At 46.1% G+C, this 12,706-nt stretch carries 10 protein-coding genes; 8 read left to right on the forward strand and 2 right to left on the reverse strand.

Annotated features, from left to right (window positions below; all coding sequences use genetic code 11):
* Positions 1–91: 91 nt before the first annotated feature.
* Together acs and dnaE are read right to left on the reverse strand one after the other, a co-directional pair.
* Positions 92–2,041, reverse strand: coding sequence for an acetate--CoA ligase (gene acs, locus HRR27_RS07180; protein WP_173272289.1), 1,950 nt, complete (start codon positions 2,039–2,041; stop codon positions 92–94).
* Between the two features lie 305 nt (positions 2,042–2,346).
* The gene (gene dnaE / locus HRR27_RS07185) at positions 2,347–5,823 is read right to left on the reverse strand and encodes a DNA polymerase III subunit alpha (RefSeq protein WP_173272291.1); all 3,477 of its coding nucleotides are present in this window, start codon (positions 5,821–5,823) and stop codon (positions 2,347–2,349) included.
* Between the two features lie 201 nt (positions 5,824–6,024).
* On the opposite strand from dnaE, the gene aat reads away from it, so the two are divergent.
* The 8 genes from aat to HRR27_RS07225 all read left to right on the forward strand — a co-directional run bounded on the left by aat (position 6,025) and on the right by HRR27_RS07225 (position 12,603).
* Positions 6,025–6,819: a leucyl/phenylalanyl-tRNA--protein transferase gene (gene aat, locus HRR27_RS07190; RefSeq protein WP_173272293.1), complete on the forward strand. Its 795-nt coding sequence runs from the start codon at positions 6,025–6,027 to the stop codon at positions 6,817–6,819.
* 219 nt (positions 6,820–7,038) lie between these two features.
* Positions 7,039–7,434, forward strand: a complete 396-nt coding sequence (sdhC, locus tag HRR27_RS07195) for a succinate dehydrogenase, cytochrome b556 subunit (RefSeq protein ID WP_173272295.1) — start codon at positions 7,039–7,041, stop codon at positions 7,432–7,434.
* On the forward strand, positions 7,431–7,781 hold the full coding sequence (gene sdhD, locus HRR27_RS07200; protein WP_173272297.1) for a succinate dehydrogenase, hydrophobic membrane anchor protein: 351 nt from the start codon (positions 7,431–7,433) through the stop codon (positions 7,779–7,781). The genes sdhC and sdhD overlap by 4 nt, the downstream gene beginning before the upstream one ends.
* 30 nt (positions 7,782–7,811) lie before the next feature.
* Positions 7,812–9,653, forward strand: a complete 1,842-nt coding sequence (gene sdhA, locus HRR27_RS07205; RefSeq protein ID WP_173272299.1) for a succinate dehydrogenase flavoprotein subunit — start codon at positions 7,812–7,814, stop codon at positions 9,651–9,653.
* Positions 9,654–9,678: 25 nt separating this feature from the next.
* Positions 9,679–10,389, forward strand: a complete 711-nt coding sequence (gene sdhB, locus HRR27_RS07210; protein WP_173272301.1) for a succinate dehydrogenase iron-sulfur subunit — start codon at positions 9,679–9,681, stop codon at positions 10,387–10,389.
* 12 nt (positions 10,390–10,401) lie between these two features.
* Positions 10,402–10,704: a succinate dehydrogenase assembly factor 2 gene (locus tag HRR27_RS07215; protein WP_173272303.1), complete on the forward strand. Its 303-nt coding sequence runs from the start codon at positions 10,402–10,404 to the stop codon at positions 10,702–10,704.
* A gap of 48 nt (positions 10,705–10,752) precedes the next feature.
* The gene (gene infA / locus HRR27_RS07220) at positions 10,753–10,971 is read left to right on the forward strand and encodes a translation initiation factor IF-1 (RefSeq protein ID WP_197905389.1); all 219 of its coding nucleotides are present in this window, start codon (positions 10,753–10,755) and stop codon (positions 10,969–10,971) included.
* A gap of 438 nt (positions 10,972–11,409) precedes the next feature.
* Positions 11,410–12,603 carry a hypothetical protein gene (locus HRR27_RS07225; protein ID WP_173272304.1) on the forward strand — a complete coding sequence of 398 codons (1,194 nt, stop codon included), beginning with the start codon at positions 11,410–11,412 and terminating at the stop codon, positions 12,601–12,603.
* The last annotated feature ends 103 nt before the right edge of the window (positions 12,604–12,706 follow it).

Here is a 12,706-nt window from a genome sequence, read left to right on the forward strand (position 1 = left end):
TTATGTACCCCTTAATCGAAGGGTTCTTGGCTCTGTTGCAAATTCCTATCTGGCTGTTGTCAGATAGACATTTACAACAGTTCGCCCGCAATTATTTTTTCTGGAACTGTTCCAAAATGCTTGGATCTTCTAGGGTAGAAGTATCCTGAGTGATCTCTTCGCCTTTTGCGATGGTACGCAGCAAACGACGCATGATTTTGCCGGAACGGGTTTTCGGCAAATTGGTGCCAAAGCGAATGTCATCCGGTTTGGCAATCGGGCCAATCTCTTTAGAAACCCAGTTACGTAACTCCTGCACCAACGCATCACGCTCGTCCCCATCCGGTAAATCGACATTCAACACGACAAATGCTGCGACCGCTTCGCCTTTCACATCATGCGGACGCCCTACCACCGCTGCTTCGGCAACACGTGGGTGCGAAACTAATGCCGACTCGATTTCCATGGTCCCCAAACGATGCCCAGAAACGTTCAAAACATCATCAACACGCCCTAAAATCCAGAAATAGCCGTCGGCGTCGCGGTGCGCACTATCGCCGACCACATAGTAATTTTTACCTTCAATCGGGAAATAGGTGCTTTTATAACGTGCATCATCGTTCCAAATGGTACGAATCATCGACGGCCAAGGCTTTTTAATCGCCAACAAACCCCCTTCATCGCCGTGCAACTCATTACCGGCTTCATCCAAAATGACGGCAGCAATGCCCGGCAACGGCTGGGTACAAGAACCCGGTTTTAGCGGCGTGATTGGGAAAGGGGCAATCATATGTGCACCGGTTTCCGTCTGCCACCAAGTATCAATAATCGGACAGCGAGATTGCCCAATCACCTCGTGATACCAAATCCAAGCTTCTGGATTAATTGGCTCGCCAACGGTCCCTAAAAGACGCAAAGCATCTAAGTTGTACTGTTTTGGTAAGTCCGCACCGAATTTCATTAAGGCACGAATCGCCGTCGGCGCAGTATAGAAAACTGTCACCGCATGGTCTTGACACACTTGCCAGAAACGTCCCGCATCAGGATACGTCGGTACCCCTTCAAACATCACCATGGTGGCACCGACCGATAGCGGCCCGTAAGCGACATAAGAGTGCCCGGTAATCCAGCCCACATCAGCGGTACACCAGAAGATGTCCTTGTCTTGCAAATCAAACATCCACTCGTTGGTCACATGAGCATTTAACAAATAACCCCCCGAGCTATGCTGTACGCCCTTTGGCTTACCAGTCGAGCCAGACGTGTATAACAAGAACAACGGGTGCTCGGCACTCACCGCAACCGGATCATGGTAGTTACTCATACCAGCTTCGGCTTCAAGCCAATCAATATCTCGACCAGCTTGCATCGGCACTTCATCATCGGTGCGACGATAAACAATCACTTTTTTAACCAGATCACAGCCTTTTTCCAGCGCTGTATCCACCGCACCTTTCAGTGGAATCGTTTTGCCTCCGCGACGGCTACCGTTCGTGGTAATGACCATCTTGGCACCGGCATCTTTAATCCGGTCGCTCAAAGCCTCTGCCGAAAAGCCTCCGAACACCACCGAATGGATCGCACCGATGCGGGCGCACGCTTGCATTGCAATCACCGCTTGAGGAATCATCGGCATATAGATAATGACGCGATCGCCCTTTTTAACGCCTTGCGCAGTAAGCGTGTTCGCAAAACGACAAACCTGATCATGCAACTCTTTGTAAGTGTATTTTTCAACATCCCCTTGATCACCCTCAAAAATGATCGCGACCTTATCCGCCTTATCTTCTAAATGACGGTCAATACAGTTGTAGGAAACATTCAATTCGCCATCGCTAAACCATTCATAATGAGGCGCTCTCGACTCGTCCAAACCAATCGTAAACGGCTTTGACCACACCAATTTCTCTCTAGCCAAGTCCGACCAAAAGCCAATATGATCCTGTTCGGCTTTGGCACGCATGGCCGCCAACTGTTCAGCGTTAATGGCAAAACTGTTTTTAATGTCATCATTAACTTCAAAAACTCGGGTTTCCGTTAGGATAGATTCAATATTCGACATGAATGCTCCTGCATATCTATTTAGACGATGGGATGGGCTTAAAAATTGCGGCTATTATCCGCGATAAACAAAGACAAACCGGCAATGTAAACAACATTTTACATAACCACTTAAGGAAATCACTCAGGATTGCCACTCAAAACCAATCCAAAGTTTACCACTGCCATATTCAGATGAAACCTTAACGCCGGCAAAATACTCGCTTTACTACGCAAGTGATTATCACTTAATCACATCTGCAGTTCTTTAAGAAGACGCAGTACAAGTCACCATTGACTTCAGCGCGGGACCTGTTCTGCATCTCCTTAACGCAATACTTCTGGCTTCCAGCCATTGGCGTTAAGAAGTTCTAGCAAATCGTCATCGGGATAATAACGCTGCTGTGTTTGCAATAACGTTTGTGCTGTAGCATTTTGATAATGCAGTTGCAACGGCAAACCAATATCTTGACAAAATGGTTGTAAAAGCTCAGCTAACATATTAATTTTATTGACATCAATCTGGGTACCATCAGCAAATAAACGAATGGCTCGCGCTTTTTCAACACGCGCTTCGGCCAGACTGACAATCTGCTCCGCTTCAAATTTAATGCCGCCGTTGAAGCTGTCTTCGCGCACTTCACCGTACACCATAATCACCTTATCCAACGCCAGTTCCTGCTGCACCATTTCAAAAATATTGGGCCGCATGGTGACATCCAAACGCGCTGTTTTATCATCAATGGTGGCAATGGCCATTTTCGCACCGGTTTTGGTCACCTTTATGCGTAAATCCACCACCAGACCAGCACCCCAAACTTTTTTCCAGCGTTCCGGACGAAGATTTTTTAAAGGGCCTTCAATCAGTGAACTCAGCTCCTGTTCATAGATATCTATCGGATGACCAGTAACATACAACCCCAAGGTATCTTTTTCACCTTTAAGACGTAATTTTTTTGACATTTCCGCTGCAGCTAACAGTTCGGTACCTTGACCAGGCGCTTGCTCTTGAGCAAACATATCCCCAAATAGATCATCCATACCAAACGCAGCATTTTTTAACTGCTGTTCGGCCTGTTTCATTGCGGTTGGAATGGTGTTCAACATCGCTTGCCGATTTTCGTGTAACACATCCAAAGCCCCAGAACGCACCAACGCTTCCAGAACCCGCTTATTGACCTTTTTACCCGCCCGCAAACAGAAATCAAACAAATCTTTAAAAGCGCCGTTCTCGCTCCTTTCTTGCAATACGCCTTCAAGGGCCGCACCACCGACACCTTTAATTCCACCAAGCCCGTAGTTAACGGTTAAATTGCCGTAGGGTTTAAAATGAATTTCACCAGTATTGATATTTGGGGGCAGCACCGTTAACCCCATCGCCCAGCACTCATTCACCATATGAACAACTTTTTCAGTATTGTCCATATCCGAAGAGATCTGAGCGGCCATAAATTCTGCCGGATAGTGCGTTTTTAACCACGCTGACTGATACGAGACCAATGCATAGGCGGCGGAGTGAGATTTGTTGAATCCATAGCCCGCGAACTTCTCCACCAAGTCGAAGATTTTCATCGCCAAATCGCCGTCAACGCCGTTGTTAATCGCCCCCTCTTTGAAGACTGAACGCTGCTTAGCCATCTCCTCAGGTTTCTTTTTCCCCATAGCACGGCGTAATAAATCCGCGCCACCCAGCGAATAACCAGCCAATACCTGGGCAATCTGCATAACCTGTTCCTGATACAAAATGACGCCGTAGGTCGGCTCCAAAATAGGTTTCAGTGATTCATGCTGATATTGAGCGTCTGGATACGCGACTGCTTCACGGCCGTGCTTACGATTGATAAAGTTATCCACCATGCCAGAATCCAATGGCCCAGGACGAAACAACGCAACCAATGCGATAATATCTTCAAAACAGTCTGGACGCAGTTTAACGATTAGGTTTTGCATCCCAGAAGATTCCAGCTGGAAAATCCCTGTCGTCTTACCTGTCTTGATTAATTCAAAGGTGGGCTGGTCATCAATGGGAATCCGTGCAATGTCCAGAAACCCTTCAGCGCCCGGAACTTTGTTGCCGTTAATCGACTGCAGCGCCCAATCAATAATGGTAAGCGTGCGCAATCCCAAGAAGTCAAACTTAACCAAACCGGCGTATTCCACATCATTTTTGTCCAGCTGAGTGACCACGCTATTGCCTTCCGCATCGCACGAAAGTGGACAAAAATGATCTAAAGGTTTCGGACCAATTACCACCCCACCGGCGTGCTTACCAGTGTTACGTACAGTACCTTCCAACTTTAACGCAAACTCCAACAACTGGGCGGCGTCGGCATCATTCTCTTGCTTAGCTTTGAGTTCAGGTTCTTGGTCAATCGCACCTTGCAACTTTATGCCTAATTCATTCGGAATCAGCTTGGCAATGCCATCGACAACCCCATAACCTAAACCAAGCACACGGCCAACATCTCGCACCACCGCTTTCGCCGCCATGGTGCCAAACGTAACAATCTGCGACACCTTATCCGCGCCATAATGGCGTGAGACATAATCAATCACTTCATCACGGCGATCCATACAGAAATCAACGTCAAAGTCCGGCATCGAAACCCTTTCCGGATTGAGGAATCGTTCAAACAGCAAATCATATTCAATCGGGTCAAGGTCGGTAATTTTTAGCGCATAGGCCACCAAAGACCCAGCACCAGAACCACGCCCCGGCCCAACCGGAATCTGATGATTTTTCGCCCATTGAATAAAGTCCGCAACGATTAAGAAGTAACCTGGAAACCCCATTTGTAAAATAATATCCAGCTCAAACTTAATTCGCGCATAGTACTCGTCGCGCTTTTCTTGCTGGGCTGGCGCTGGCAAGTTTCCAAAAAGAAACGCCAAACGCTCATCCAAGCCTTGATGACTTAGCGCGATAAAGTACTGATCCATCGTCATGCCGTCTGGAATCGGGAAATCTGGCAAGAAATAGGTGCCCAAAGTTAAATCGACATTACAGCGTTTTGCAATTTCCAAGGTATTGCTAATCGCTTCAGGAATGTCAGCAAACAACTCCACCATCTCCTCGCTGCTACGCAGATACTGTTGCGAAGAATAGCGTTTCGGGCGTTTCGGGTCTTCTAAAACAAATCCGTCATGAATACAGGTGCGCACTTCATGGGCATCAAAATCTTCTTCCTTAGCAAAGCGTACATCATTCGTCGCGACCACCGGCAGCTGCCATTGTTGAGCAACTTGTAATGCTAATTGCAGATAGGATTCTTCATTTTCGCGCCCAGTACGTACCAACTCCAAATAAAAACGATCTGCAAAAAACTGCTGATACCAATTTAACCGTTCAGCCAAGAGCGCCTGATTTTGAGCCAACAAGGCGGTACCAATATCCCCCATGCGCCCCCCTGACAGGGCGATTAACCCCGCACTAAATTGCGCCAATTGACTTCGGGTTATCATGCCAATCACAGCGTACTGATAATTTTTTTGGTTTTTAAGATTGGCTTGCGAAATCAGATGCGAAAGATTCAAATAGCCTTGCTCGTTCTGCACCAATAACAAAAGCGGGAACACTTCACCGCTTTCGTCTTCTATCAGCACATCGGCACCTAAGATGGGCTTAATCCCCGCCCCCATAGCCGCTCCATAGAACTTCACTAAAGCATACATATTATTCATATCGGTCAACGCTAAAGCAGGTTGCTCAAATTGACTAACCATCGAAACCAAAGGCTTAATGCCTAAAGTGCTGTCGATAACGGAATATTCGGAGTGGAGGTGCAAGTGGACAAAAGAAGTCATAAAATTATCTGGGTACTTTTTTTAGTTCTCTTCGGCAATTCATATTGGATAATTGACAAGAGGCTTTAGGGAATATCGGAGCTTAATTGCCCCAATTGTAAACGCAGCGCGTCATGAATGCCTAAACTCTTAAGCATATTTTTGTACAATGACGCCAAGTGTTTTTTTGTTTTCATTCTATCGAGCGAGGCATAATCGGTTATGCAGCAGTTTCACGCGGAAGATGCGCCCTTTTGGCTGGATGAGTCGCCAATCGCATTCCCTCCTGCCGCTTTTGCCTTGCGCGAACCTGACGGTTTGCTGGCAATTGGCGGCGGTTTATCACCGCAATGGATTTTGGCCGCCTATCGCCAAGGCATTTTTCCATGGTTTAATCCTGAAGACCCGATTTTGTGGTGGTCACCAAATCCGCGCAGTGTACTTCCTATAAAACAGCTGAAAATTCGCCGCAGCTTACGTCAGCGCTGGAAAGAGAAAGTCCTTTCGGGCACTTGGCAAATCACCTTAGACACCAATTTCAGTCACGTTATGGCGCACTGCGCTAACATCCCTCGCAACGGACAAAACGGCACTTGGATTAATCAAGACATGCTATACAGTTATTCCGATTTGCACCGCCAAGGCTATGCACACTCGGTTGAGGTCTGGCAAGGTGACTCGCTAATTGGCGGGCTTTACGGGATCGCCATCGGCAAGATGTTTTTTGGCGAATCGATGTTTGCAAAATCGCCAGACGCTTCTAAGATTGCGCTCACCGCCCTGTGCTTACAACTCAATAAATGGGGGTTTACATGGATTGACACGCAAGTGGAAACTCCTCATTTAAACAGTCTAGGCGCGCGCTTGTTGTCTCGCGATGAATTTGAAGAAAAACTCCAACAATTCACCCAAAAAACCTTTAAGCCACAACGTTGGCAGTTTGACCTTGACTGGCAACAAGCCCTACACGACTACCTTCAACAGCAAAAAACCAACGATAAGAAAACCCTAATATAACGTATTGATTTTATTGTATTTAAAATTATTATCTCAGAATGTCGCAAATCTCAATCACGCTAATCAATTGATTTCAAAACACTTATTACAAGCTAAGGCCGTGCGCTCTGGACTCAGCCATCGAATAGCCGCCTTTTCGGGGTTTACCGCAGAAAAGCTTTCAGTAGAATAGGTAAGGCACGCAGTAATGTGCCTTACTTGAATCAGCAGGAATATGCGATGTATCAAAGCTCTGACCACCGTCCCAAGAATCTTAATCTTTTGGCTTTCAATTTCCCGTTGAATGCCATTTTCTCGATCCTGCATCGCATTAGCGGCGTAGCACTGATTATCAGCCTGTTCGGCTATTTAGCGGTTGCCAACCTGATTTGGCTACATGCTGAAGTTCGCCTTAGCTTAATCAACGACCATTGGATTTTACTCTGCTTGCACAGTCTATTTTGGTTGGCGGTGATTTTTCATTGGCTAACGGGTGCGCGTCATCTCCTAGCAGAAAACGTATTTAACACTGTTTGGTACTCCCGATTGGCGAGCAACACCAGCAACTATCTGATATTGGTATTGTGGCTGGTTGCCAGTGCATTCGCCTTAAATCGTATTTGGACGCTCTCATGATTCGTTTACAAAAACTGTCTGGTGCCAAAGCGCACCGCTGGCAACGCATCAGTGCTTGGTATCTACTCTTGTACTTACCCGCGCTAGCAATTTATATTAGCCTGGTACCACAACATAACTCACTGGCAAATATCATCGGCAACCTTTACTACTGCACTTTTGGCATCGCCAGCCTGCTTGCATTGCTGCTCGTGTTTATCCATGCCTGGGTTGGCGGACGCGATGTCTTAATAGACTATACGCCCCGTTCGAATACTTATCTTTGGTTAACCGCCTATTTTGCATTCCTGCTACTCTTAGCAGCGAATCTCACTTTATTGGTGTTAGCATTCAATCCAATTTTTTAATTCATTAGCATTTCTGTCTTGGGCGGGATTATGAACAGTACCGAACAACCAACCTCTTTTTTGGATTATCAGGAATTTTTTTTTGATGCGATTGTCATTGGCGCAGGCGGAGCTGGAATGCGAGCCGCTTTAGCGTTACAGCAAGACGGTCATCAAGTTGCCATGGTTTCAAAAGTGTTCCCAACCCGTTCACACACTGTTGCCGCACAAGGCGGGATTAATGCCGCCTTGGCGAACGTGAGCGACGACCAATGGCAGTGGCATATGTACGACACGATAAAAGGCAGTGATTATCTAGGCGATCAAGATGCGATTGAATTTATGTGCCAAGAAGCCAGTCACATCGTGCGTGAACTGGAACATTTCGGCGTGCCCTTTTCACGTTTAGAGAACGGCAAAATTTATCAGCGCGCGTTCGGCGGTCAATCGCAAAATTATGGCGAAAGCCAAGCCAAGCGCACCTGTGCTGCAGCCGACCGCACCGGCCATGCAATTCTTCATTCACTCTATCAACAAAACATCGCCGCCGGCACAGAGATGTTCGATGAGCATTTCGCATTAGATTTAATCCAAGACGAACAAGACCGTGTTTGCGGCGTCTTGATTCAAGATTTACAAAATTCAAAATTAAAAGTGATCTGGGCGCAACACACCCTATTAGCAACCGGTGGGGCGGGGCAAATTTTTCGAACCAATTCCAACGCTAGCATCAATACCGGCGATGGTCTAGGCATGGCGCAACGCATTGGCGTACCGTTACAAGACATGGAGTTCTGGCAGTTTCACCCGACTGGCGTTGCCGGCAAGGGAATGTTAATCTCCGAAGCCACACGTGGGGAAGGTGGCATTTTACGCAATGCCGAAAACGAACCTTTTATGATCAAGTACGCACCGAAGGTTAAAGAACTCGCCTCGCGTGATGTCGTCGCCCGAGCAATTGCAATCGAAGTTGAAGAAGGTCGTGGATGCGGCGCTAACAAAGATTATGTGCTCTTAGACTTAACGCATCTCCCGACCGATGTGATTGAAAACCGTTTACCCGGCATTCGCGATATCTGCCTCACTTTTCTTGGCCTTGACCCGATTGACAAACCGATTCCGGTTTTCCCAACCTGTCACTACATGATGGGCGGCATTCCGACCAATATAAATGGACAAGTCATTCAACCTGACATAGCAATCGATAAAAACCTTCATGGCACAACCATTGAACCACAAAAAACCATCTCCGGACTCTACGCCATTGGTGAATGCGCCTGCGTGTCAGTTCATGGTGCCAACCGTTTAGGCGGTAATTCACTTTTAGATATCGTTGTTTTCGGACGCCAAGCAGCGCGGCACATTAGCGCGCAACTGCAACAAAATAGCATCCCATTTAGCCGACCACAACAACACACGCTGAGCCATTTACTAGAGCGGTACCAGCGTTGGCTAACCGCCGAGCCAGAAACTGCTAATACTCAAGACAACGTCAACGCAATTAAACAGGCGATGCAAAAAACCATGGAACAAGGTTGTAGCGTATTCCGTGATCATACGCGGATGCAACAGACCGTTGACGCACTGCAAGCGATTGAAGAGCGCTTTGCTAAGGTATCAATCGCCGACCAAAGCCAAATTTTTAACTTTGAACGTACGAGCGCGCTGGAACTTGAAAATCTGCTAAGTGTCGCTAAAGCCACCGCTTGCAGCGCCTTGGCCAGAACCGAAAGCCGAGGAGCCCATACACGCATCGACCATAACGAACGTGATGATCAAGATTGGCTAAAACACAGTCTATATTATCCGCAACAAGATACCGTGCTTTACAAACCAGTAAATATGCAACCCAAACAGCACGCACCCTTTATCCCGCAAAAACGGGTTTATTAGCCATTTATTTGAGGGAGTTAGCACAATGCAGGTCATTATTGAGCGCTTTAATCCAGAGAATGATAGCCAGCCTTACGCGCAAAGCTATCACATTGACGATACAGAAATCGCAGATGACACCATGCTATTAGAACTGTTACAGCGCCTGCGTGAGCAAGACCCCAGCTTGGGCTTTCGATCCAGTTGCCAAGAAGGCGTGTGTGGCTCTGATGGCATGAACGTCAATGGCAGCAACTGTTTAAGTTGCATTACCCTTGCAAAACCCCTCGGTGAAAAAATACATATCCGCGCCCTTCCAGGGTTTCCAATCATTAAAGATTTGATTGTCGATATGTCCATTTTTTATCAACAGTACCGCGATGTAAAACCTTTTTTGCAAGGTGACGCCGCATTGCAAACCAATCTTGAACAAGAGTTTTTGCAGTCACCACAAGAGCGCGCTAAGTTAGATGGTAGTGTAGAGTGTATCTTATGTGCTTGCTGTTCAAGCAGCTGCCCGTCATTTTGGTGGAACCCTGATCTTTTTCCAGGACCGGCCGCCCTATTGGCCGCGAACCGCTTTGTCGTGGATTCACGAGACATCACCACGATTGACCGATTAGAACAGCAGGACAGTGCTGTTAAGGCATTCCGTTGCCGTAATATTCAAAACTGTACCAGTGCTTGCCCGAAAGGCCTAAATCCGAGTCGCGCCATCCAAGCGTTAAAACACGCTATCGTCAATAAACCAACTTAAATTACGAACCTCATGCAGATACCCGATTCATCGCTATCCCCTTTTGATATTTGGCGTAAACGTACTCTGTTTGCTTGCAAACGCGGTAATATCGAAACCGAATTACTCCTGCTGGCATTTATCCAGCAGTTAAACCCAATCACAAACGACCAACAACGCTTAATTGATGCGTTTTTAAACGAAAATGAACAAGACCTTTTCCATTGGTTAATTAAGCCGATAAAAAGCCCGCGACTGGCTCATCATTCGCAGGCTCCGCAAAACTATCACGGGCTGATTAGCGAAATACAGCAGGTTTATTTGAAAATCCAGTAACGATTTGTTAGAATCGCGCCCGATTTCAACTAAGGGTTACTAATAATTATGGCAAAACAAGACGTTATTGAATTTGATGGTGTGGTTATTGAAACACTACCAAACACAATGTTCCGCGTAAAACTGGAAAATGGACATGAAGTACTCGCCCATATTTCAGGGCGCATGCGTAAAAACTATATTCGTATTCTTGCTGGCGACTCCGTCAAAGTAGAATTAACGCCTTACGACCTAACAAAAGGTCGCATTACCTATCGCGGTAAATAACCAAAAGCCAATACCCTCCCCTTAGTTTTTAGAAACCTCAGGCTCTCATACCTGAGGTTTTTTATTCTTGACTACCTCAGAACTTATCGCAACTATACGTATTAGTACGAATCTTAATATCAACTTCTTGCCATCACTGCTTGCTCCTCCCACTCAAAAAATGTCACAAATTTTTAACACAAAAAATTTTTTGTAACAGTTCTGTAACATAAAAAACACTGACACCTATAAAGAAGTATTTTAAGCACTTATTTTAATTACTTTTTGAAATCATTAACCTTTTTTATGTCACAATAAATACATAAAAGGTTAACAAATAAGAATACGGTTATTTTCTAAAGTATTTTTGTGCCCACGACAAGGATGTTGAAAGCACCCGAATTAAAATAATTTTCTCGGTAATTTAATTGCACTAAATATCTTATAAAGGAATATACGATGTTAAATATTTCAAATGCACTGAACAACAACACAATACTTACTAATAACCAGATTCTTTCTTCTTTCAACCCAGCACTTCCTGCAGTTTCTGACGCTCAAATACTTATCGCTGACGTTATTGCGAAAATCGAAACGCTTTCAGCGGATCTTCCTGCGGTTGAAGCGGTTATTGCTGAAGTGGAAGCAAAAATTGCCGAATTAACGTCTCAACTACCTGTTCTTCCTGAGCTTGGCGATATTGAAACCGTACTTTCTGAACTTGTTGCAAAAGTGGAAACATTAGCAAGTGAATTACCCATGGTTGCAGATCTAGCAGATCAAGTTGCAGCTTTGTTGCCAACCACTTCTGGAGTTCCAGCAATTCCTGCACTTCCAGTTGATGCCGAAGCCCTACTTACCGACCTAACTGTCAAAGTAGAATCCATCACGGCCGAACTACCTGTCATTGGCGATCTCGTTACGACACTGGCCGGCTTAACCACAATGCTACCAGCAACACCTGAATTAGGTGAATTAGGTGATTTAAACACTTTGCTGACAGATGTTATCGCTCTGGTTGAAAGCGCGGCTACTCAAGTAGTGACTCTGGTTGAATCCCTACTAGCCGACCCAACATCGCTTGTTGCAACTCTAGAAAGCATCCTTACCGATCCGACTTCTGCTCTCTCTCAACTACCGGTTGCACTTCCAGCATTGCCAGCGGTTTCTGAACTAGGTGGCCTAACCTCTATTCTTGAAGGCGTTCTAGCTGACCCGACTTCTGCTCTATCTCAACTACCGGTTGCGCTTCCAGCATTGCCAGGGGTTCCTGAGCTAGGCGACCTAACCTCTATCCTTGAGGGCGTTCTAGCTGACCCGACTTCTGCTCTATCTCAACTACCCGTTGCACTTCCAACCCTACCAGTGATTTCAGACCTTCTTCCAGCTGTCGACGGTAGCGCAGGTCTCGACCTTACCGCCGCTATTTCTAGCGATACTGTACTAAACATTTCTGAAGTCGTCGCTCTAGCTGATGTAACTGAACTCGCTGATCTAGACGCTCTTCTAGCAACCGTAGGCGATGCAGTTGACACTGTTCTTGCCGTTGTTGAGCCTGTTGTTGGCGAAGTGGAATCTCTGGTAGCCGGTCTACTACCGACAACTTCTTTACTTGCACCGATTACTGAACTACCAAGCCTAGAACTGATCTAAGCGAAGTCGATTTCAGTCTTGTTAGACTCGATAGATCCAACAAAACAAAAAGGCGAAGTTGAAAATTCAACTTCGCCTTTTTATCTTATTAGGTTTAAAAAAT

It is taken from the genome of Thiosulfatimonas sediminis, assembly GCF_011398355.1.
In the GTDB taxonomy this organism is placed as follows: Bacteria; Pseudomonadota; Gammaproteobacteria; order Thiomicrospirales; family Thiomicrospiraceae; genus Thiomicrorhabdus; species Thiomicrorhabdus sediminis_A.

Coding starts and splice junctions, on each gene's coding strand:
- sdhD (WP_173272297.1), top strand. CDS start 7,431: ATGATTCGTTTACAAAAACTGTCTGGTGCCAAAGCGCACCGCTGGCAA.
- sdhC (WP_173272295.1), top strand. CDS start 7,039: ATGTATCAAAGCTCTGACCACCGTCCCAAGAATCTTAATCTTTTGGCT.
- aat (WP_173272293.1), top strand. CDS start 6,025: ATGCAGCAGTTTCACGCGGAAGATGCGCCCTTTTGGCTGGATGAGTCG.
- sdhA (WP_173272299.1), top strand. CDS start 7,812: ATGAACAGTACCGAACAACCAACCTCTTTTTTGGATTATCAGGAATTT.
- acs (WP_173272289.1), bottom strand. CDS start 2,041: ATGTCGAATATTGAATCTATCCTAACGGAAACCCGAGTTTTTGAAGTT.
- HRR27_RS07225 (WP_173272304.1), top strand. CDS start 11,410: ATGTTAAATATTTCAAATGCACTGAACAACAACACAATACTTACTAAT.
- HRR27_RS07215 (WP_173272303.1), top strand. CDS start 10,402: ATGCAGATACCCGATTCATCGCTATCCCCTTTTGATATTTGGCGTAAA.
- dnaE (WP_173272291.1), bottom strand. CDS start 5,823: ATGACTTCTTTTGTCCACTTGCACCTCCACTCCGAATATTCCGTTATC.
- sdhB (WP_173272301.1), top strand. CDS start 9,679: ATGCAGGTCATTATTGAGCGCTTTAATCCAGAGAATGATAGCCAGCCT.
- infA (WP_197905389.1), top strand. CDS start 10,753: ATGGCAAAACAAGACGTTATTGAATTTGATGGTGTGGTTATTGAAACA.